Consider the following 22,779-nt stretch of genomic DNA (forward strand, 5'->3'; position numbering starts at 1 on the left):
TCATTACAATAACTGCTTTCTATAATTTAAAGATATAAATCTTTCTTCTTTATTCTATTCTCTTTCTTCTAATGAAAAATTAAGAACCACACATTTCACAATCTTCAGGATCTCCGGCTTGTGCTTTTAGCAACATAGCTTTGTAATCTTCAATGCTGATAGATTCTGTTTCCGGAACCAAAACTGCTGCCGGTGCATCTTCTTCTTTTTTATCGTTGTTTAATGTGAATTTAATCGCATCAACCGCGGATTTTGTTCTTAAGTAATACATTCCTGTTTTTAAACCTGATTGCCAAGCATAGAAGTGCATTGACGTAAGTTTAGAATAGTTTGCATCTTGCATGAACAAGTTCAATGATTGTGATTGGTCAATGAAATAACCTCTTTGACGTGACATATCGATAATGTCTTTCATCGACATTTCCCAAACTGTTTTGTAAAGATCTTTCAGGTCTTGCGGGATAATATCAATGTTTTGAACAGATCCGTTATGACGCATGATTTCTTGTTTCAATGTTTCGTCCCATAAACCTAGTTTTACTAAGTCTTCTAGTAAGTGTTTGTTTACTACGATGAATTCTCCAGACAATACACGACGTGTGTAAATGTTTGATGTATATGGTTCGAAAGCTTCGTTGTTTCCAAGGATTTGTGAAGTCGAAGCTGTTGGCATTGGCGCAACTAATAATGAGTTACGAACTCCATGTTCCATTACTTCTTTTCTTAATGAAGCCCAGTCCCAACGCCCAGATAATTCTTCATCTTTCATTCCCCACATATTGTACTGGAATTCTCCTTGTGACATTGGAGATCCAGCAAATGTAGAATATGGTCCTTCTTCTTTTGCCATTTCCATAGAAGCGGTTACGGCTGCGAAGTATAATGTTTCGAAAATTTCCTGATTTAATGCTTTTGCTTCATCACTTGTAAACGGCATACGCAACATGATAAAAGCATCTGCCAAACCTTGCACTCCTAATCCTACCGGACGGTGACGCATGTTTGAGTTTTCAGCTTCTTTAACCGGATAGTAGTTTCTGTCGATTACTTTGTTCAGGTTACGAGTTACACGTTTTGTAACATTGTAAAGCGCTTCGTGATCAAATTTACCGTTGTCAATAAACATTGGTAACGAAATTGAAGCTAAGTTACAAACCGCGATTTCATCTTTAGAAGTAAACTCCATAATCTCTGTACACAAGTTTGATGAACGAATTGTTCCTAAGTTCTTGTGATTTGATTTACGGTTTGCTGCATCTTTGTACAACATATAAGGAGTTCCAGTTTCGATTTGTGATTCAAGGATTTTCTCCCATAATTCACGAGCACGAATGGTTTTTCTACCTTTTCCTCTAAATTCATAATCCAAATACATTGTTTCGAATTCTTCTCCGTAAACATCGTATAATCCAGGACATTCATTAGGACACATTAAAGTCCATGATGCATCTTCCTGAACACGTTTCATGAATAAATCAGATGTCCACATTGCGAAGAATAAATCACGTGCACGCATTTCTTCTTTTCCTGTGTTTTTCTTTAAATCCAAAAAGTCGAAGATATCAGCATGCCAGGTTTCGATGTAAATCGCAAAACTTCCTTTACGTTTTCCACCACCTTGATCTACGTAACGAGCCGTATCGTTGAAAACTCTCAACATCGGAACGATTCCGTTTGAAGTTCCGTTTGTACCACGAATGTAAGATCCTGTTGCACGAACGTTATGAATAGAAAGACCAATTCCTCCCGCTGATTGCGAAATTTTAGCCGTTTGTTTTAATGTATCATAAATACCATCAATACTATCATCCTGCATTGCCAAAAGGAAACAAGAAGACATTTGTGGTTTTGGAGTTCCTGCATTAAACAACGTTGGCGTTGCATGCGTAAAGAACTTTTTAGACATTAAATCGTAAGTTTCAATTACTGATTTTAAATCGTCAAGGTGAATACCAACCGAAACACGCATCAACATATGTTGTGGTCTTTCTACGATTTTACCGTTTATTTTAAGCAAATATGAACGCTCTAAGGTTTTGAAACCAAAGTAATCATAATTGAAATCTCTTGTATAAATGATATGTGAATCAAGGAAAGCAGAGTTTTCCTGAATTACGTTGAATACTTCATCCGAAAGTAATGGCGCTTCTTGTCCATTTCTTGGATTAACGTAGTTATACATATCTTTCATCGTCTCTGAGAACGACTTCTTAGTATTTGAATGTAGATTCGAAATTGCCACACGTGCTGCTAATTGTGCATAATCAGGATGCGCAATTGTCATAGAAGCCGCCGTTTCTGCCGCAAGATTATCTAGTTCAGAAGTTGAAACCCCATCATATAATCCTTCGATAACTCTCATCGCTACCTTAACAGGATCTACAAGCTCATTCAAGCCGTAACACAATTTTTTGATTCTTTCTGTAATCTTATCAAACATTACGGGCTCTTTGTGGCCATCTCTTTTTACTACATACATAAGCTTACCTATTTTAGTTATTGAAAAAATGAAAGACACTGGAATAACGAATTCCAGGACTTAAACATTGCGTGTTTTAAAATTATTTTTTGAGAATTGTAGGATTCTCAATAGTTATCTGTTTCCAGTCTGAAAAAAGACCGAAAAGGCATTAAAAATTGTTATTGAATCGACGATTTGGGATGAAGATTCAATCTTAAAAAATCTACTGTTAATCTTTTTTAGCGTTTCTTAGATCACGCTAAAAATATTTTTTGTTGTCTAAAAATCTGCATCAAATGAAATTTTCTGAGCATCACTATCTGTGTTCATAACACCTGATTTTTGATACTCTGCAACACGTTTTTCAAAGAAATTAGTTTTTCCCTGAAGAGAGATCATGTCCATGAAGTCAAACGGATTCGCTGATCCATAAACACGTTCGCAACCTAATTCTACTAATAATCTATCTGCAACAAATTCCAGATATTGTGTCATTAAAGTAGCATTCATACCAATTAAACTTACCGGAAGAGATTCTGTAACAAACTCTCTTTCGATATCTAAAGCGTCAACAATAATTTCTTTAATTCTGTCTTTTGGTACTTTATTAATCAAGTGATGATTGTGTAGGTGAACTGCAAAGTCACAGTGTACACCTTCGTCACGAGAAATCAACTCGTTAGAGAAAGTTAAACCTGGCATTAAACCACGTTTTTTCAACCAATAAATAGAACAGAAAGCTCCTGAAAAGAAAATTCCTTCAACTGCTGCAAAAGCAATTAGTCTTTCAGCAAACGAATCAGATTCGATCCATTTTAAAGCCCAATCTGCTTTTTTCTTAATTGCAGGAAAAACTTCCAAAGCATTAAACAATTCTGCTTTCTCTGCTTCATCTTTCACGTAAGTGTCAATTAATAGAGAATAAGTTTCACTATGAATGTTTTCCATCATGATTTGGAAACCATAGAAAAATTTCGCCTCAGCATATTGAACTTCATTTACAAAGTTCTCAGCAAGGTTTTCATTTACAATTCCGTCAGAAGCTGCAAAAAATGCTAATATATGTTTAATGAAATATCTTTCGTCGTCACTTAACTTATTATTCCAGTCTGTCAAATCCTGGTGCAAATCGATTTCTTCAGCAGTCCAAAAACTAGCTTCCATCTTTTTGTACCATTCCCAAATATCATGATGTTTAATTGGAAAAATAACGAAACGATTTTTATTTTCTTGTAATATTGGCTCGACTTGTGACATGGTAATTTTTGTTTAATTTTTGTATTGAATTTCTACCAATTCAATAGACTACAAAGATTGTCAATTATCGCTAAAAATGAAAGCCAAACTTATTCACAATTCGACGTAGTTTTTAACAAAGGTTAAAAAATGAGATATTTTTCAGACAATAATTAATTTACTGTAAATGAATACTTTAAAAGCAACCAAATAACCTTGAAGCCCGTAAAATATAGACTTTTTACAATAAAAAGCAAGAAATTTTGAATTGTTTTTAAAAGTTTTTTTTTGAGTTAAAACTTTATTTTTTGAGTTAAAATAAACCGTTTAAAAGTGGTAACTAACGCGCGTAGATTTTTATGATTTTTTAAGTTCTTCGGCTACTTTTTCAAGCTCCAAATACCAGTCCTGACCAAAGCGACGAATTAACGCTTCTTTGACAAATTTATACACTGGAACTTCTAATTCTTTACCTAAAGAACAAGCATCATCACAAATATCCCATTTATCATAATTGACCGCAGCAAACTCCGTGAAGTCTTTTACTCGAATTGGGTATAAATGACAAGAAACAGGTTTTTTCCAATCTACGATTCCTTGGTTATAAGCTTGCTCGATTCCGCAAAGTGCAGTTTTACCATCAAAAATAACATAAGCACAATCCTTATTATCGATTAGTGGCGTTTCAAGATCGCCATCAGTTCCTTTTACCCAAGTTCCTTGCGCTTCGATAGCAGCAATTCCTTCTTTGCGTAAAAATGGTTTTACTTTAGGATAAATTTCTTCCAGAATTTTAGTTTCTGCTTCGTTCAAAGGCGCGCCGGCATCTCCATCAACACAGCAAGCTCCTTTACAAGCTGACAAGTTGCACACAAATTCTTTTTCAAGAATATCTTCTGAAATAATGGTTTTACCTAATTGAAACATGATAATAAAGTACTGAAATTTATAAAGTGCAAAGATAGGCAAAGAAAGCAGATGAAATGAGATTAAATTTTACTGTAAAATGCCTTGTGAGTTTTACCGCAAAGAGCGCAAAGTTTTTTCGCAAAGATTCGCAAAGTTTAATTTGATTACGAATATTTGAAAAGCATTTTGCCACAGATTCGGCAGATTAAAACCAACAAAGCTTTGCGAACTTTTTAAGTCTTCTATATTTATGTAGCTTCCAAAAATGATCTTTGCGAATCTTTGCGAAAAAACTTTGCGCTCTTTGCGGTAAAACGCCACAGCAAAATCATCCCAAACCATTATAAATATGTAAGAGATTTTAATAATTGTTATAAAAATCATTTTTTTAATCGAAAAACCATGTTTTTATAACAAAAATACTTTGAAATACATCTTATCAAAAAAACACCTACCTTTATTATCTACCTTTGCACAAATTTTTAAACCCTAAAAATCAAAGTAATATGCTGGATATCGACTTTAAAGAAATCGTTACTGTAGGAATGGTGCTTTTTGCCGTAATTGACATTGTGGGATCTATTCCTATTATTGTGAATTTAAGAGCAAAAGTTGGACATATCGAATCTGAAAAAGCTTCGATTGTAGCCGCACTTATTATGATTGTTTTTCTTTTTGTTGGAGAAGGATTACTGAATCTTATTGGTATAGATGTGCATTCGTTTGCCGTTGCAGGTTCTTTTGTATTATTCTTTTTGGCTTTAGAAATGATTTTAGGAATCAGAATCTATCGTGACGAAGAACCGGGATCTGCTTCTATTGTTCCTTTAGCATTTCCGTTGATTGCCGGTGCAGGAACAATGACCACTTTATTATCTCTTCGATCTCAGTTTCACACCATTAATATCATTATTGCAATTGTACTGAACATTATCTTAGTATATATTGTTTTAAAATCTTCTAAGAAAATCGAGAATTTATTAGGAGAAAACGGACTTGGCGTGGTTCGCAAGACATTTGGAGTGATACTTTTAGCGATTGCTGTTAAATTATTTGCTGCTAATGTTAAAGGTTTGTTTGTCTAACAATTATTTTTATAAATTTACCCCATAAAATTTCTAAAATACGACTTGAAGACATTTATTTAACATCTAAGGGTTTTACTTTATTATTTTAGGCAAACAAACAACCATTATGAAAATTTTTACTTCAATCTTAGTGCTTCTGGCATTAGCTTTAATTGTTTTTAATATTACGTTGCTAGACTTCAAAAATCCTTTTCAGGGAGACAGTGTTGTAGCTTTTATTGGAATCGCCGCTTCATTTTGCGCAGTTTTGATTCTTTTGATTTTTAGAATTTCAAAAAGAATTGAAGAAAAAATGAATGATAACAGATAATATGTTTGACGTTTTACTTATTGGCGGTGGTGTTTCGAGCATGTCTTGTGCTCTGGTTTTAGGATCTGCCAAAAACAAAGCTTTTGCTACCGATAAAAAAATCGGTGTTTTTACACATCAAAAAAGTTCTTCTTTACAAGAAGCAATCTTTTACAATGCTTATGGCATTACCCCAGGCAAATTAGGCTCAGAATTGCTAACCGAAAGTACGGAGCATTTAGCCGAAAGCTATCCGCACATTATACAAATACCAAACGAAAAAGTGGTTAAAGTTGAGGGTTCTTATCCTGAATTTACTGTAACTACTAATAAAGACACTTACAAAACAAAAAATATGGTTGTTGGAATTGGTTCTGCCAATACTTTTGACATTGAAGGTTTAATGCAATATATTGAACCACACAAAAAAGCACTTCCAGAAAAACAACGTATTCAGCTTAAAAATGACGATCATAAAGTAGCCGATGGCATTTATGTTATTGGAACTTTGGCTGGTTGGAGAAGCCAATTAGCGATCGCTGCCGGAAGTGGCGCTGCTGTTGCTACAGATATTCTAACTTTATGGAATAACGGCGTTCAAACTCACGCTCACGATAGTATTAGATAAAGTTTACCTATAAAATTATTAAACCATATAAGTTATATAAGTTCATTTAATGCATTGCGCATATTATCAACTTATATAACTTATATGGTTTCTTTTTTTACTTAAGTTTTTATTTCCCTTTAATTGCTATTTGCTTTACGCATCTAATTAAATGAACTTATATAACTTATATGGTTTAGCTTTTATTTTACAGAAACAATTTCTTTTACTTTGATATGTTTCTCAGTGTCTGTTTTCCAGATTTCACCTTTTACCGAAACCTCATCACCTTCTTTAAATCTTTTGAATTTCTCAGGTCCGCCAAGATTTACAATACTGATTGTTGCAAAATAAACTTCATTTTTATCAGTATTGATTTTTGCAGTGTAACCGTCTTTTCCGTTTTCAATAGAGATTACTTTTCCCGAAATCGCGTTTTTATCTTTCATACATGCACAAGAAATTACAAAAGCCATTAACACCAATAAAAGACTTATTCTTTTTAGATTTTTCATATTTATAGTTTAACCGCAAATCTCGCTAGGTTTTCCGCAAGACTCTACAAGTTTGTTTTAAATTATTATTAATTATTTTAATGCAATTGAATACAGCTTCCTGCAATTACTTTTGGGCTTTCGCCGAATTGTTTCCAAACCCTGATATAACGAAACGTACCATTTACAGCATTATTGTCGTAAGTTCCTTTTAACGAAATCATGACGCTAACAACAGCCGAATCATCGATTATATTAATAATTTGATCCGATGCTTCTAATGCATCAATCTTCATTTTTCCGGAACGATACGAATTCAAATCAAACTCTTTAGTAATTGTTTGACCGTCCGGTAAATTGAAAAGTAAATCATCGTGGAGTGTTTTCTCTAAAGCAGCAACATCAGCATTTTTAATTGCTGTCAAAAGTTCAATCTCAGCATTCACAATGTCTTCTGTTCTCATATGAAAATGATTTAAAGTTACTTTTTCGGATTCAAAACGGCTTTGATCATCGCATCTTCTTTCAAAATCACATCATAATAATACAATTCGCCATACAATTGTCTGGCAAATTCTGCAGTAATATAACGGTTTACCAAAGCTTTGGTTTTATCTAATTTTAAATCTAAACCAGTTAATAAAACATAGGTTTTGAACTTTTTAAAATACACATCAGAGGTTTTCATCTTATTCAGAAACTCATTAAAATGAAGACCTGAAAACGCACTTCTATTTTTGTCTAATTCTTCAAAAACAAAATGACCTACAATTCCTGTTTGAAGCAAATAAGCAACATTTTCGTTTCCGTGTTCCGCTTCAATTGGCACAAAAATATCCGGAACGATTCCGCCGCCTCCGTAAACAATCTTGCCCTTTGGGGTTTTAAATTTCAAGGAATCTGCCACTTTTATACTGTCTTTAGCATAAAGTTCTCCAGATTTTAGACGAGATTCTGATTCTTTAAAATATTCTTCGTTTCCTTTTTTATAAGGTTTCTGAATCGATCTTCCGGTTGGTGTATAATATCGCGCTACAGTAAGTCTTACCGCAGATCCGTCATTGAAATCCATTTCGCGTTGTACCAATCCTTTTCCAAAAGAACGACGCCCAACAATAATTCCGCGATCATTATCCTGAAGTGCTCCAGCCAAAATTTCACTGGCAGAAGCGCTATTCTCATTTATTAAAACATATATTTTTCCAGTTTCAAAACTTCCGGCTTTTGTAGCATATGTTTTTTCGGTCGTACCATTTTTGTTTTTAGTAAAAACGATTAACTGTTTATCTTTCAAAAACTCATCGGCGACAGCAATAGCTTCTTCCATGTAACCACCGCCATTATCACGAAGATCAATTACCAATGATTCGATTCCGTTTTGTTTCAATCTGTTTAAACCAGCTTTAAACTCATCAAAAGTAGTTTCGGCAAAACGATTGATTTTTATATAACCCGTATTATTTCCAAGCATCAAAGAAGCGTCAACACTCTTGATTGGAATAATATCTCTTTTTACTTTAAATTTAAGTTTCTTTTGTTCTGACTTTCTAAAAACAGTCAGTTCGATTTCACTTCCTTGTTTTCCTTTTAATTTCGAAAACAAACTATCTGACGGCAAACTTCTACCGAACAATTTAGTTTTTCCGGCAAATAAAATTCGATCTCCGGATTTTATTCCAGCTTTCGCCGAAGGTCCGTTTTCGATAGGCTTTATGATCGCAACAGAATCTTTATACATATAAAAATTAATTCCGATACCCACAAAATCTCCTTTCATACTTTCAGCAACTTCTGCTTGTTCCGTTGGCGGAATATATACAGAATGCGGATCTAATTTTGATAAAATATTATCTACCGTTAAGTTCACAATAGAATCTGTATTGATGCTATCAACATATTCGTTATTGATAAAATCAATCAGTTTATTCAGCTTGGTTTTAGAGTAATTCTTAGCCAATAGCTGATCATCAACGGGAGCATTCATTCTGCTTCCGAGTACGGTTCCAAGAGCAAAAGTAGCTCCGATAACGATTGGCAAATATTTTAGATTAAATTTCATTACTCTTCTAAAACAGGAATATGTTCGACCTCAACTCCTGCTTTTAATAAAAACTGAATCCCGGAATCATCGCGATATCCGTTGTGGTAAACCACTCTTTTTATTCCGGATTGATGAATCAATTTACTGCATTCTTTACATGGCGACAATGTGATGTACAATGTTGCTCCTTCGCAAGACTGAGTTGATCGGGCAACTTTTAAAATCGCATTTGCTTCGGCATGCAAAACATCCCAACGTGTTAATCCGTCTTCGTCTTCACAGCAATTTTCAAATCCGGATGGAGTACCATTATATCCGTCAGAAATAATCATTCGGTCTTTTACGATAATGGCTCCAACTTTTTTTCGCTTACAATAAGAGAGTAAACTCCACTCATTTGCAATGCGTAAATACGCTTTATCGTATTTATTTAATTTTTTTATCTCCATTTATTTTATCTGTTCCAAATTGGGCTTTCGATAATCATCGGAACTACAACACCAATGATAAAAGCCGACATTACAAGCGCCCAGTCGCGTTTTGAAAAACGAAATACAGTTTGTACTATATATGATATGACCAAAACCACAAAAACAACTACTAATTGTGCTGCTTCGATACCTAGCGCAAATTCTCCTAAAGGTAGTAATTTTGAATTTGCTGATCCTCCTAAAATTGTCTTAAAATAATTAGAGAATCCAAGTCCGTGAATAATCCCAAAAAACAAGGTCACAAAAAACAATAAATTTATACCATCGTTCTTAGAAGCTTTCCCTGCTGTAAAGAGATTAAAAACAGCCGTTATTAAAATCGTAATCGGAATTAAAAATTCCACAATATTTACTTTTATAGCAATGATTCCGTAAACCGAAAGCAATAATGCTAGTGTATGACCTATTGTAAAAACAGAAACTAAAAGCAAAATGCGTTTCCAGTCTTTAAACAAATAAGGTGTTGTTAATGCGATTAAAAAAAGAACGTGATCGTAAGCATGAATATCAAGAACGTGCTTCAATCCTATTTGAAAATAAATCCAAAAATCTGACATAGGGGCAATAATATTAATTGATTAGGGGTTGTAAACTTACGATTTATTTTGAAAAACCAACAAAGTCAACTCTTAAAACCGCAGAGAAAAATAAGTTAAATTTTATGAGAAATTTAAAATGTTAAATTAAAATAAGATTTATCTTTGTTCGATAAAAACCTAATTAATTATGCCATTTTCAGAATTATTTGATAACGAATTCAAACAAAGAAACAGAGGTCATTTCTCTGCAATTGTGCGTGTCGCATTTGCTGACGGAAAAATTAATGACGAAGAGCAAGCTTTTTTAGACAAATTAGCTTCAAGATTAGAAATTTCAGAAGACGAATATAAGGAAATCCTTAAAGATCCGTGGCAACATGCGATAAACCCGCCTTACTTGTATGCACAACGTTTAGAGCGTTTGTACGATTTGGCAAGAATGGTTCACGTAGATCACCATTTAGGAGACCAACAAGAAATAATGCTAAGACGTATGGGATTGGCTTTAGGATTTACTCCTGGAAATATTGATTATATCGTAAGAAAAGCATTGTCTTTAGTTGACAAAAAAGTAGATTTAGATACTTTCCTTTTCGAAATGGAAAACATGAATAAATAAAAAAAAAGCTCCAATTAAAATTGGAGCTTTTTTTTTTTATTGTTTTACTTCTGTCAATTTAAATTGACCTTCAAGTCCACCTTTAAAAGTGACTTGTTTATTTTTAACAACATCAAAAGCTGCAACAGGCTCAGTAAACACAAAACTAAACTTAGAATTACCTAAATCTGTAATTTTCAAAGTATAACCTAATATAGGATATCTCGTAGTTGCTGTTACTAATTCGCAACTTACCAAAAGCTCATCTGCTGTTCCCGGTCCAAAATCATAAATTCCATTCAAATCTTTTTGAGATGCTGGAAAAGAGATATCAATATAAAAAGTCTCTCCTTTTTCGTTTGAAATTACAAAATTGACACTTTTCTGTGTATCAAAACTTGCCGTTTTATAAAAATAAACTCCTTTGGTTGGTACAAAACTATTTCCATCAATCACAATCGATGAAGTCACACTTGCTTTATCATCTGCATCTGATGAACAAGAAGTTGTAATATTGAATACTAACAAAAGTATTACAGCAATTTTTCTCATAAATATATTTTTGTTAAATATATAAAAATCTTACATAAATAACTTATTTAAAAAAAAGCTATAAACAATAACTACTTCATTCAAAACTGAAAATTGAAATTAAAAAATAAACCCGACAGGTTTTTAAAACCTGTCGGGTTTGAACTGAGACTGAAAACCGAGACTGCGGCTAAAAACTAAAGCGCTTCCGCCATAAATTGCTCTGCCTTTTCGACCATATTATAACTTCCGCAGAAAAACGGAACTCTTTGATGTAATTCTGTTGGTTGGATTTCCATAATTCTACCAAATCCATCTGTTGCTTTCCCTCCCGCTTGTTCTGCGATAAATGCCATCGGATTACATTCATATAATAAACGTAATTTCCCTTTTGGCGCTTTTGAGCTTGTTGGATATAAATAAATTCCGCCTTTGATCATATTTCGATGAAAATCTGCAACCAAACTTCCAATATATCTTGAAGTATAAGGTCTGTCTTCTTCTTCTCGCTGACAATATTTGATGTAGTTTTTTACGCCTTGCGGAAAGTGAACATAATTTCCTTCATTCACCGAATAAATATTTCCGTTTTGAGGAAATTTCATATTTGGATGTGATAAATAAAATGTTCCGATTGCCGGATTTAAAGTAAATCCGTTTACGCCATGTCCGGTTGTATAAACCAACATTGTCGAAGTTCCATAAATTACATAACCTGCTGCAACTTGATTGATTCCCGGTTGTAAAAAATCCTCGCTTGTTACCGGAGTTCCAATTGGAGTAATTCTTCTAAAAACAGAAAAAATAGTTCCCACAGAAACATTAACATCAATATTTGAAGATCCGTCAAGCGGATCCATTAAGATCACGTACTTATTATTATGACTGTTGTCGCTCCCCTGAACAGTTATAAAATCGTCGTTTTCTTCTGAAGCAATTCCACAGACAATCTCACGGTTTATTAACGTCTGGATAAATACTTCGTTTGCATACACATCTAATTTTTGCTGGTCTTCGCCCTGAATATTTTGTTCGCCTGCAGCGCCAATAATGTCCACGAGTCCGGCTTTGTTTACTTTATAGTTTACGACTTTTGCCGCCAAACGTATAGAGTTGATAATTCGGGAAAGCTCCCCCGACGAATACTGAAATGCTTTTTGGTTCTCAATAATAAACTCTCCTAGTGTTTTATTGCGTTCTTCCATTACTATATCGTTGTAGTTTTATTTTTAAGTCACAAATATCGTTTTTTTTGTGAGAATGATTTAAAAATTATTTCGTTAGTTTGCTACTATTGTATATTTGCTAATTAAAGTCAAAAAGTACACGTAAAAAACATACTTTTTTAGCTTATAACTAATTAATAATAAGAATATATGAAATTGCTCTAAAAGATTCATTTCTGGAAATAAACGCCTTAAATCGAAAAAAGCAAGACATATAGGACCAAAAAATAAATTGCACATAATATGAATATTAGAAAAGGAAATCCTGAAGACATGAAATCAGTTTTGGGATTAATACAGGAGTTGGCAATATTCGAAAAAGAGCCTGATGCAGTTGTAATAACTGAGGAAGATTTAGTTCGTGACGGTTTTGGAGAAAAACCATTATTTCATGTTTTTGTAGCAGAAATTGAAAATGACGAACAACAGAAAGAAATTGTTGGAATGGCAGTATATTATTACCGATATTCTACCTGGAAAGGAAAAACAATACACCTTGAAGATTTAGTTGTCAAGGAAAAAATGCGCGGAACCGGATTAGGATCTGCACTTTATTCTGAGATTATGAAACAAGGAAAAAAAGATAACGTTCGAAGAATTGACTGGAATGTTCTGGATTGGAATACTCCTGCAGTTAAATTCTATGAGAATTCAGGCGCAAAGATTCTTGAAGAATGGAGAGTTGTTCAAATGGATGAAGCAGGAATTAATTCGTTTTTAGAAAAATAAAAAAATTACCCGATTTCTTTTCAAACCCCGAATCTGAAATCTAAAATCTAAAATTAAAAATGAGAGTATTTAAATTTGGTGGAGCATCGGTTAAAGATGCCGATGGAATTAAAAACGTATATGACGTTTTACAAAAAGTAGGTTACGAAGATGTGATTTTGGTGGTTTCGGCTATGGGAAAAACCACGAATGCTCTTGAAGTTGTTATCAAGAATTACTTTGATAAATCAGAAGAGTTAAATGCATCTGTACAGGATATAAAAAAATATCACAATCAGATCTTATTGGATTTGTTCGAAGATGAGAAACATGCCGTTTTTGCTGCTGTAACTGCACAATTTTCAGAGTTAGAATACTTTCTAGCACATAATAAATCTCCTAATTACAATTTTGTTTACGATCAGATTGTGAGTTTTGGAGAATTGATTTCGACTACAATCTTAAGTCACTTCATGAACTTTATGGGAATCCAAACGCAATGGCTGGACGTTCGTAATTTCATTAAAACAAATGCAAATTACAGAGATGCCGAAGTTGATTGGGAAACGACTCAACAATTGATCAGCAAAAATGTTCCTAGAAAAATATTAAATATTACTCAGGGATTTTTGGGTGCCGATGAAAACAACTTTACAACAACTCTAGGTCGTGAAGGTTCTGATTATACAGCTGGAATTTTTGCTTATTGCTTAAATGCTGAAAGTGTAACAATCTGGAAAGATGTTCCGGGAGTTATGAATGCCGATCCGCGTTATTTTGAAAATGCAAGTTTGTTAAATCAAATTTCGTATCGTGAAGCAATCGAGTTAGCATTTTACGGTGCAACAGTTATTCACCCAAAAACGTTACAACCATTACAGAAAAAAGAAATTCCGTTATACGTAAAATCTTTTATCAATCCATTATTAAAAGGAACTTGTGTTTCTAAAGGTGTTGATTTGGAGCCGCAATATCCTTGTTTTATTGTTAAAAGGAATCAGCTTTTGATTTCGCTTTCATCAATTGATTTCTCTTTTATAATGGAAGAAAACATCAGTGAGATTTTTGCTTTATTCCATGAATTCAAGATTAAAGTAAACCTGATTCAGAATTCTGCTATTAGTTTTTCTGTTTGTGTGGAAGATAAATTTGAGAACTTCAATGATTTGAATGCGATCCTTTCGAAAAAATTCAAAGTAGATTACAGCGAGAATGTAACTTTATACACGATTCGCCACTTTACAGAACAAGCTGCACAAACGGTAGAAGACAACAAAGAAGTTTTACTTAAACAAGTAAGTAGAGAAACGATGCAAATTGTGACTAAAGAACTTAACTAAACCTTCTTTATAAGTTAATTGTATTAATTCAATATATTTCCTAAAAAGGCTTTACGTGATTGTAAAGCCTTTTTTAGTTTCTAGCATTTTTAAAGCGTTAAACTACTTTCTCTTAATTCCTATGCGCATAGGAAGACTTAGTAATTGAAGGCTCTAATTCAATGGAAAAACTAAAATATCCCTCACATTATTTCCCAATTATAAATACTACTTTTGGCTTTTTAGAGTTAAAGTCTTTATGCTGAAAAAATTACTATTTTTGACGTTGCTTATTTGGTTTTCTGGTCTTCAGGCTCAGGAAACGGAATCATCGTACAAAACCAAAAAAGTAATTGCAACGCGCGACACTATTCATCTGGAAGAATTTAGTATCAATTCGAGTTATTTTCAAATTCTGAATACTAAAAATGAAGTTTTAGATTCGACTTTTTACAAGATAAATTTCCAAAAAGGAACCTTGCTTTTCAACGAAAAACTGGCTTCGGCTTCAGATACTTTAATTGTCAATTATCTAAAATATCCTGATTTTATTACCAAAGAATATAGTCTTTACAAATCAAACCAAATTGTTACAAACGATATTGGTTCTGAGAAATTATACAAAATCGACAATAAAAGCACCAAAAAAGTAACTCCGTTTGACGGTCTAAATACTTCCGGAAGTATCACTCGTGGCGTAACCGTTGGAAACAATCAAAATACGGTTTTGAACTCTAATCTGGATTTGCAAATTACCGGAAAAATATCTGACAAAGTTAGTTTACGGGCTTCGCTTCAAGACAATAATATTCCGTTGCAAGATGGCGGTTATTCTCAGAAACTCGATCAATTTGATAATATTTTCATGGAACTTTTTAGCGACGACTGGAACATACGGGCGGGAGATGTTTTCCTTGAAAATAGAAAAACTCAATTTTTAAGTTTTAATAAAAAGGTTCAGGGAATTTCGGCAAGTTTTGATTTTGATACTGATAAAAGTAAAACCAACATCTTCGCTTCTGTTGCATTTGCAAAAGGTCAATATGCCAAAAGTACTTTTACAGGTCAGGAAGGAAATCAGGGACCTTATAAATTAAAAGGTCAAAATGGTGAATTGTATGTTCTGGTAATTTCAGGTTCTGAGCGTGTTTACGTAAATGGTGTTTTACTAAAACGTGGCGAAAACAACGATTATGTGATCGATTATAATGCGGGTGAAATTACTTTTACTTCACTTTTTACGATTACGTCTGAAATGCGAATCAATATCGAATACCAATATTCAGATCGAAATTATAACCGAATTGTGACGTATGCCGGAGCAACTCATGAAAACAAAAACTGGAGTTTTGGCGGTTATTTATATTCGGAAAATGATATGAAAAATCAGCCTTTGCAGCAAAATCTTTCTACAGAACAGGTTCAGATTTTAAGTCAGGCGGGAGACGATCGAAATTTAATGAAAGCGCCTTCTGCTTATGAAGATACTTATGCTGATAATAAAATTTTATATAAAAAAATCCTTATAAACTCCGTTGAAGCTTATGAATATTCTAAAGATGCAACTAGCGTTTTATACAATGTAAAATTTAGTCTTGTTGGTAATAATGCAGGAAATTATATCATTCAGAACAATAATTCTGTCGAACGTATTTATGAATATGTTGCGCCGGTCAATGGCATTTTACAAGGAAATTACGAACCTATTGTACAATTGGTTGCGCCAATAAAATTGCAAGTGGCGACTTTTTTAGGAAAATACAATCCTGACGAAAAAACCTCAGTTGACTTTGAAGTCGCGATAAGTAATAATGATAAAAACTTATTTTCGAACATTGATGACGGCGATAATAGCGGAGTTGCCTTGAAAACAAATATCAAGAAACGTCTTTTTACCAGAAACTGGACTTTGGACGCTTTTGCAAATTATCAATTTGTTCAGGAAGATTTTAGATCTGTTGAGCGTTTGTACAATATCGAATTTAGCCGTGATTGGAATTTAAATGCTACTCTTTTGGGCAATCAAAGTTTATTGGCTACAGGCTTGAACTTTAATTTATTTGCAAATCAAAAAACATCAAACATAGGTTTATTTAGTTATCAATTTGAGAAATTAGATTATTCCGAAAGTTATTCCGGAGCGAGACATACAACAACGGCTCTTTTCAAACTGAAACAATGGACGATTGAAAATCAGGGAAGTTTTCTAAATTCAGATGCAACAACTTCGACTTCAAAATTTATTCGAAATCAAACCAGAACCAAGTATCATTTTGGTAAAAACTGGATTGGTGCGAGTCTGCAAATCGAAGACAATCAGCAACGGGATAAAGTCACGAATCAATTTTCGGCTTTAAGCCAAAGATTCTCAGAATATGGTGCATTCGTTGGTCGCGGTGATAGTACTAAAGTTTTTGTCGAAATAGGTTATTTGCAACGCCGAAACGATAGTTTGCAAAATGGTTTATTGCAGCATGTGAACAATTCGCAAACCTATTTTTTAAAGTCAAAATTGATTCAGAATAAAAAAACAGATTTGGCGGTTTATGCCAGTTACAGAAATTTAGATTTTACAGATTCGACCCGGAAAAATGAACCTTCTTTAAACTCGAGAATACTTTATAACGATCGCTTTTTTAATCAATTGATGCAAATTGGAACCGCTTACGAAACCAGTTCAGGAACTATTGCGCAACAAGAATTTACCTATATAGAAGTTCCAACTGGTCAGGGAGTTTATACCTGGAATGATTATAATGGTGATGGAGTTCAACAATTGGAAGAATTTGAAATTGCAGCTTTTGCAGATCAGGCGCGATACATTAGAATCTTTTTACCCAATCAGATTTACATCAAAACCAATCAGAATAAATTTTCGCAATCTATCGCTTTGAATCCATTGCAATGGCAAAACGAAACGGGTTATAAAAAGGTGCTTTCTTATTTTTACAATCAGACTTCTTTTATTATGGATCGAAAAGTAAAAAGTCAGGGCGAACGTTTAGAATTGAATCCGTTTAATTCATCTGAAGAAAATATTCTGGGATTAAATTCAAGTTTCAGAAACAGTTTGTATTACAATCGTGGGAAACAGAAAAACTCTGTAACGTATACTTATCTTATTAATAAAGGTAAAAATCTACTTTCGATAGGTTCGCAAAATGTCAAAAATAGTTCGCATCAATTGCAATACACACATTTATATCAAAAAAGCTGGTTGTTTAATTTCTTTACCAAAACCATTAAAACCAATTTGGTTTCTGAAGATTTTGTCGAAAAGAATTATGACTTAAAAGGATATCAAGTGGCTCCAAAAGTGAGTTATTTATTTTCGAAAAACACAAGTTTAGATTTCTTCTATGAATTTCAAAACAAGGAAAATAAAATAGGGAATTTTGAAACACTTGTCCAAAACAGACTCGGAACTTCTTTTTCTTTTGCCGGCGAAAAGAAGATAACTTTGAATGGAGAGTTTTCTTTTTATCAAAATAAATTTACCGGAAATGAATTTTCATCGGTAGGATTTCAGATGTTGGAAGGACTTCAGGAAGGACAAAATTTAGTATGGAAGCTTCTATTACAGAAGAATATAACACAATTTCTAGATGTTAATTTAAATTATCAAGGCCGAAAAAGTGAAACGGGATCTACGGTTCATACCGGAAACATTCAGTTGCGTGCATATTTTTAACAGTTAACGAAAAACATTACAATAAATTGATTAATTTTAATTGAAATTTAAATTTTAAACCTTATGAAAAAATTATTATTACTCTGTTTTCTAGTTGTTTTCTCTTCTAATTTCTATGCTCAGGAAACTGCTAAAACTACTAAGAGCAAAACGGAAGCTTCTGCTAAAAAAGCAAAAGCGAGCGCCGATAAAGCAACTTCGGACGCAAAAAAAGAAGCCAAAAAATCTAAAGCAGCAGCAGATGACGCTACTGCAGCATCAACAAAAGCAAAAAAAGAAACGGCTAAATCTAAAAAAGCTGCCAAAGACGCTGCTGATGATGCTTCGGCGACAGCGAAAAAAGAAACAGCTAAAGCTAAAAAAGCAAGTGCTGATGCTACTGACGCTTCTGCGAAAGCAAAAAAAGCAACTTCAAAAGCTGAAAGTGCAAAATCTGATGCAACTAAAACAGCTGCAAAAGCAGACGCAGCAAGTAAGAAAGCAACAAAAGATGCAACTTCTGCTAAAACAAGTGCTTCTAAAACATTAAAAGAAACGAATGAAAAAGCTCCAAAAGTAGCTGATAAAGTTACCGGAGAATACAATGGAAAAAAAGTTTACACGGGACCAAAAGGTGGTAGATACTACATTAACTCTAATGGAAACAAAACTTATATTCAAGACAAATAATAATTTCACACCAATATATGAGAAGGAACTATGTTATGTAGTTCCTTTTTTTATGCAAAAAATCTTCCTGACGACAAATTAGTCGTTAACATACAAATAACTTTACGTCAGAAATTGAACTATTTTTAGACTTTTTTGTCCGAAAACGCCTTTTAAACCTGAATATAGAGTTTAATAATTTAGTAATACGCCTGAAATATCATAGAAAACATATTTCTTTATCTTCGTTTTTAAAAAGCGTTAAACTATGAGCATTGACTATTCTGCGAACAAAACAATTTTAGTTGCTCCATTAAACTGGGGATTAGGCCATGCCGCAAGATGCATCCCAATTATAAAAGCGCTTCAAGAAAACAATTATATTCCAATAATCGCTTCTGATGGAGTTGCACTGGCTCTGTTACGCAAAGAATTTCCTTATGTACAGACCCTGGAATTGCCTTCTTATCATATTGAATATGCAAAAAATGGTAAAAATTTTAAGTGGAAACTGATTAAGAATTTACCTAAAATGATTGTCGCTATTCTTGATGAGAAAAAAATGGTAAACGGTTGGATAAAAAAACATGGAATTGATGGTATTATTTCGGACAATAGATTAGGGGTTTTTAGCAAAAAAGTGCCTTCTGTATTTATGACGCATCAATTGAATGTGATGACGGGAAATACAACTTGGTTTACGAGTAAATGTCATCAACATGTTATAAAAAAATATTCTGAATGCTGGGTTCCGGATACTAATGAGAAAGTGAATTTGACGGGTGATCTTGGTCATCTTAAAACAAATGAACTTAATTTAAAGTATATTGGTCCGTTGAGCAGAATGCGCAAAAAAGATATTCCGAAAACTTATGATTTGATGATCATTTTGTCAGGACCGGAACCTCAACGAACTTTTCTGGATGAAAAGCTACAGAAAGAAATTGTTAACTATAAAGGTAAAGTTGTTTTTGTACAAGGTATTGTTGAGAAGACTCAAAACAAATGGCAAAACGGAAATGTTACGTATTACAATTTCATGAATTCTAAGCAATTGGAACAAACATTCAACGAAAGTGAATTTGTTTTATGCCGCTCAGGTTACACAACAGTAATGGATTTGGCAAAATTGGGAATGAAAGCCTTTTTTATTCCTACTCCGGGACAATATGAACAAGAATATTTGGCGATAAAACTTCAGGAAGAGAATTTGGTACCGTATGCAATGCAAGACGACTTTACCATTGAAGATCTTTCAAAAGTAAAGTCGTTTAAAGGTTTAACTCAATTCAATGAAGATATTGACTGGGATAATTTATTTTCTATATTCGAGGACAAAAATTAGAAATTAAACTGAGCCTGAAGCCTCAATAAATTTCCTTGTTGTCTGTTGATTGGCAATGCACTGTCTTCGAAAGTACGGTCAGCAATTACATATTCGGCTGTAAGTTCGAAGGCTTTAATTGGTTGCCATTCTATACCAATTTCGTAATCTCTAACAACATAACTACGAGCATCTTTCTCGTATTTTTTCCCTCCGTCATAATATTGAAATTTTGCAAACGGATATATATGTTGTTTCTTTAAGTCTAATTTGTAATTCAATAATACATAACCTCCGTCTAAATCTGTTTCATCAACTGTGTTAGTCAGTGTATTATAACGTGGTCCTCTTCCAATATTATATTCTGTTTGGATTCCGAAAGGCCTTGGATATAAAACAAATGTTGCTCCAACTCTTTGGTCTTTTACATATTGCGGATCATTTACGATTACACCTGGCGAAATTTCTCCGGTAAAAGCCCATTTTCCTGTATAAGCCTGGATTCCCGGTTCGATAATCTGACTTCCTATTACGAATGGATATGTTACTCTGGCAACAACATTCAAATCTCTGTTTCCGTCTAGTTTATTGGCAATTTGTCCGTTGTAAACTCCAAAAGCAAAAACACCATAATCACCTGAACCTTTGTAGCCGTCTTTTACTAACATTGCAAAACGCTCTCTAATTTCGGCTGGAGCCCAATAAAAGAAAATCCCTAAATCACGCTCATTTAATATAGCGCTATTCATGGCATCATTTCTGTCTAAAGCCAAACGCTGCGAACTGGATTGCATGTTTTCGAAACCATAAGGAATTTTACTTTGTCCAACACGAACACGATATTCTCTCTTTTTATCAAATGAAAGATCAAAGTAAAGATCTCGAATTTGAACGAAATTTTGAATTCCGGTACTTGGAGAACTGGCGAAATCAGGTTGAAAATAGAAAAACACATTTGGGTGAACTTGTCCTGAAAACACTAAACGTGCACGTCTTATAAAAAGTCCGTTGTTTGCTTTTGCATCCGGAGCTGTAGAAGTTGTTCCCCAGGATTTATCGCATTGCTCACAAGAAACTTTATCGTTTGTAGAAAACAAACCATTGTATCTTATTTGTGCATATCCTCTTAGAGAAATTCTGTCGTACCAATGCTCTTCTACTCCTCCTCCAGACTTAGTCTCTGGAAGTTTTGCTTTATTAATAGAATCTAAAATACGCATTACTTCGTTTTTTACATCCTGTTTATTCAAATCCTGTGCACTTACAGCGCAAGATATTAGTAATAAAACAACAACTAATTTTCTTTTTATCATCTTTTCTCTAATTCCCTTAATTTCAAGGTGCAAAGATGTGTCACCTATGTTAAGAAATCATTAACAAGATGTTACTATAATAAAAATTTATTGTTACGGATTCTCAGTCAATGTTTAACTAATGTTAAAACACCTTGTTTTACTGTACTCCGCAGAAAGTAGCTTACAATTATTTAACTTCAGCTTTTATTGTTTTATTTGCTTTTTCAAGCGTAAAAGAGAATTCAGAACCTATTCCGAACTCACTTTCGACATAAACCTTCTCTTTATGAGCTTCGATAATATGTTTTACGATTGCCAATCCTAAACCAGAACCTCCTTCAGAACGAGTTCCGCTTTTGTCAACTCTGTAAAAACGTTCAAAAAGTCTTGGAATGTTTTGTTTCTCAACTCCTTCTCCGTTATCACTAATTCTGATTAAGACTTTTTTCTTGGTTAAATTGACAACGCCAACTTCGGTCAGACCGCCATCTTTTCCATATTTAATGGAGTTTACGATAAGATTCTCCAAAACTTGTTGAATTCGATCCTGATCACCTCGAACAATTACGGATTGAACGTTCTTGCTTTCAAAAGCTAATTTGATTTTCTTTTTATCAGCTTTCATTTCTAATAAATCGAAAACATTCTGAATAAGTTCAACAATATTAAAATCAGTAAAATTTAAATCTAAATCTCCTGATTCTAACTTGGTTATCATATCCAAATCTTCTACTATATAAATAAGACGCTCTACTCCTTTTTCGGCACGTTTTAAATATTTCTTTCTAATGTTCTTGTCGTCCATTGCGCCATCAAGCAATGTCGAAACATAACCCTGAACGGTAAACAAAGGTGTTTTAAGTTCGTGTGAAACGTTTCCTAAAAACTCTCTTCGGTATTGCTCGCGAATTTCAAGCATTTCGATTTCAAGTTTTTTATCAGTGGCAAACTTCTTTACTTCACGCGAAAGCGTTTCCATATCAGTAGTTATAGGCTGATTGATAAGTGTTGTAGATTCTAATAAAGAAACCTCATCGTATATTTTTTTTACTCTTCTGTAAATAAAGCGCTCTACACGATATTGCAAAACTAAAAACGCGAATATATAAATTGATATAATAAAAATTATTCCAAATGCAACTTGATGTTTCAGTTGATTTTTATAGAATAATGACATTAACATCAGTACAAATCCTGTTGCAAAAAGACTTATATATAATGCCGATTTGATTGCAAATTTGTATGTTTTTTTAAAATTAATTTTCATTGTTATTTTGTAACCAT

Annotated in this window: 21 protein-coding genes; 9 read left to right on the forward strand and 12 right to left on the reverse strand. The window is 33.4% G+C overall.

Going from position 1 to position 22,779, the window contains the following annotated elements; translation table 11 throughout:
• Nucleotides 1-79: 79 nt before the first annotated feature.
• The 3 genes from WN975_RS16940 to WN975_RS16950 all read right to left on the reverse strand — a co-directional run bounded on the left by WN975_RS16940 (nt 80) and on the right by WN975_RS16950 (nt 4,624).
• The gene (locus WN975_RS16940; protein WP_337967538.1) at nt 80-2,479 is read right to left on the reverse strand and encodes a ribonucleoside-diphosphate reductase subunit alpha; all 2,400 of its coding nucleotides are present in this window, start codon (nt 2,477-2,479) and stop codon (nt 80-82) included.
• 261 nt (nt 2,480-2,740) lie between these two features.
• Nucleotides 2,741-3,718 (reverse strand): ribonucleotide-diphosphate reductase subunit beta, encoded by a 978-nt coding sequence (locus tag WN975_RS16945; protein ID WP_083692655.1) that lies wholly within the window; start codon nt 3,716-3,718, stop codon nt 2,741-2,743.
• Nucleotides 3,719-4,054: 336 nt separating this feature from the next.
• The gene (locus tag WN975_RS16950) at nt 4,055-4,624 is read right to left on the reverse strand and encodes a DUF3109 family protein (protein ID WP_121328709.1); all 570 of its coding nucleotides are present in this window, start codon (nt 4,622-4,624) and stop codon (nt 4,055-4,057) included.
• Nucleotides 4,625-5,112: 488 nt separating this feature from the next.
• Between WN975_RS16950 and WN975_RS16955 the strand changes: the two genes are divergently transcribed.
• The 3 genes from WN975_RS16955 (at nt 5,113) to WN975_RS16965 (ending at nt 6,611) form a co-directional block, all read left to right on the forward strand.
• Complete coding sequence (locus tag WN975_RS16955; protein ID WP_099709684.1) at nt 5,113-5,691, forward strand: MarC family protein; 579 nt, start codon at nt 5,113-5,115, stop codon at nt 5,689-5,691.
• Nucleotides 5,692-5,800: 109 nt separating this feature from the next.
• The gene (locus WN975_RS16960) at nt 5,801-6,004 is read left to right on the forward strand and encodes a hypothetical protein (RefSeq protein ID WP_099709685.1); all 204 of its coding nucleotides are present in this window, start codon (nt 5,801-5,803) and stop codon (nt 6,002-6,004) included.
• Between the two features lies 1 nt (nt 6,005).
• Entirely contained in the window at nt 6,006-6,611 is a 606-nt protein-coding gene (locus tag WN975_RS16965) for an FAD-dependent oxidoreductase (RefSeq protein ID WP_337969001.1), read from the forward strand.
• Nucleotides 6,612-6,793: 182 nt separating this feature from the next.
• Here the strand turns inward: WN975_RS16965 and WN975_RS16970 are convergent, their stop codons facing one another.
• The 5 genes from WN975_RS16970 to WN975_RS16990 all read right to left on the reverse strand — a co-directional run bounded on the left by WN975_RS16970 (nt 6,794) and on the right by WN975_RS16990 (nt 10,173).
• Nucleotides 6,794-7,105 carry a hypothetical protein gene (locus tag WN975_RS16970; RefSeq protein WP_099709686.1) on the reverse strand — a complete coding sequence of 104 codons (312 nt, stop codon included), beginning with the start codon at nt 7,103-7,105 and terminating at the stop codon, nt 6,794-6,796.
• A 77-nt stretch (nt 7,106-7,182) separates the two neighbouring features.
• Nucleotides 7,183-7,548, reverse strand: coding sequence for a nuclear transport factor 2 family protein (locus WN975_RS16975; RefSeq protein WP_337967539.1), 366 nt, complete (start codon nt 7,546-7,548; stop codon nt 7,183-7,185).
• Between the two features lie 17 nt (nt 7,549-7,565).
• Nucleotides 7,566-9,143, reverse strand: coding sequence for a S41 family peptidase (locus tag WN975_RS16980; protein WP_337967540.1), 1,578 nt, complete (start codon nt 9,141-9,143; stop codon nt 7,566-7,568).
• Nucleotides 9,143-9,574 (reverse strand): dCMP deaminase family protein, encoded by a 432-nt coding sequence (locus tag WN975_RS16985; protein ID WP_099709689.1) that lies wholly within the window; start codon nt 9,572-9,574, stop codon nt 9,143-9,145. Before WN975_RS16985 ends, WN975_RS16980 begins: the two co-directional genes overlap by 1 nt.
• A 5-nt stretch (nt 9,575-9,579) precedes the next feature.
• Complete coding sequence (locus WN975_RS16990; protein WP_099709690.1) at nt 9,580-10,173, reverse strand: HupE/UreJ family protein; 594 nt, start codon at nt 10,171-10,173, stop codon at nt 9,580-9,582.
• A 169-nt stretch (nt 10,174-10,342) separates the two neighbouring features.
• On the opposite strand from WN975_RS16990, the gene WN975_RS16995 reads away from it, so the two are divergent.
• Nucleotides 10,343-10,774, forward strand: coding sequence for a TerB family tellurite resistance protein (locus tag WN975_RS16995; RefSeq protein WP_337967541.1), 432 nt, complete (start codon nt 10,343-10,345; stop codon nt 10,772-10,774).
• 36 nt (nt 10,775-10,810) lie between these two features.
• On the opposite strand, the gene WN975_RS17000 is transcribed toward WN975_RS16995, so the two are convergent.
• Together WN975_RS17000 and fbp are read right to left on the reverse strand one after the other, a co-directional pair.
• A complete protein-coding gene (locus WN975_RS17000) occupies nt 10,811-11,305 on the reverse strand; it encodes a hypothetical protein (protein WP_337967542.1) in 495 nt (164 codons plus the stop codon).
• Between the two features lie 176 nt (nt 11,306-11,481).
• Nucleotides 11,482-12,489, reverse strand: a complete 1,008-nt coding sequence (fbp, locus tag WN975_RS17005) for a class 1 fructose-bisphosphatase (protein ID WP_337967543.1) — start codon at nt 12,487-12,489, stop codon at nt 11,482-11,484.
• A 264-nt stretch (nt 12,490-12,753) separates the two neighbouring features.
• Here fbp and WN975_RS17010 point away from each other — a divergent pair, with 264 nt between their 5' ends.
• From WN975_RS17010 to WN975_RS17030, 5 genes are all read left to right on the forward strand, one after another.
• Nucleotides 12,754-13,239 carry a GNAT family N-acetyltransferase gene (locus WN975_RS17010; RefSeq protein WP_337967544.1) on the forward strand — a complete coding sequence of 162 codons (486 nt, stop codon included), beginning with the start codon at nt 12,754-12,756 and terminating at the stop codon, nt 13,237-13,239.
• Between the two features lie 59 nt (nt 13,240-13,298).
• Nucleotides 13,299-14,558, forward strand: coding sequence for an aspartate kinase (locus tag WN975_RS17015; protein WP_337967545.1), 1,260 nt, complete (start codon nt 13,299-13,301; stop codon nt 14,556-14,558).
• A gap of 238 nt (nt 14,559-14,796) precedes the next feature.
• Entirely contained in the window at nt 14,797-18,228 is a 3,432-nt protein-coding gene (locus tag WN975_RS17020; protein WP_337967546.1) for a hypothetical protein, read from the forward strand.
• A 63-nt stretch (nt 18,229-18,291) separates the two neighbouring features.
• A complete protein-coding gene (locus WN975_RS17025) occupies nt 18,292-18,897 on the forward strand; it encodes a hypothetical protein (protein ID WP_337967547.1) in 606 nt (201 codons plus the stop codon).
• Between the two features lie 247 nt (nt 18,898-19,144).
• Nucleotides 19,145-20,221: a glycosyltransferase gene (locus WN975_RS17030; RefSeq protein WP_337967548.1), complete on the forward strand. Its 1,077-nt coding sequence runs from the start codon at nt 19,145-19,147 to the stop codon at nt 20,219-20,221.
• Here the strand turns inward: WN975_RS17030 and WN975_RS17035 are convergent.
• Both WN975_RS17035 and WN975_RS17040 read right to left on the reverse strand, forming a co-directional pair.
• Nucleotides 20,218-21,513, reverse strand: a complete 1,296-nt coding sequence (locus WN975_RS17035; protein ID WP_337967549.1) for a porin — start codon at nt 21,511-21,513, stop codon at nt 20,218-20,220. The two genes, WN975_RS17030 and WN975_RS17035, sit on opposite strands and share 4 nt — an antisense overlap.
• 169 nt (nt 21,514-21,682) lie before the next feature.
• Entirely contained in the window at nt 21,683-22,762 is a 1,080-nt protein-coding gene (locus tag WN975_RS17040) for an ATP-binding protein (RefSeq protein WP_337967550.1), read from the reverse strand.
• Nucleotides 22,763-22,779 lie beyond the last annotated feature (17 nt).

The sequence above is a fragment of the uncultured Flavobacterium sp. genome, from assembly GCF_951805225.1.
Lineage (GTDB): Bacteria > Bacteroidota > Bacteroidia > Flavobacteriales > Flavobacteriaceae > Flavobacterium.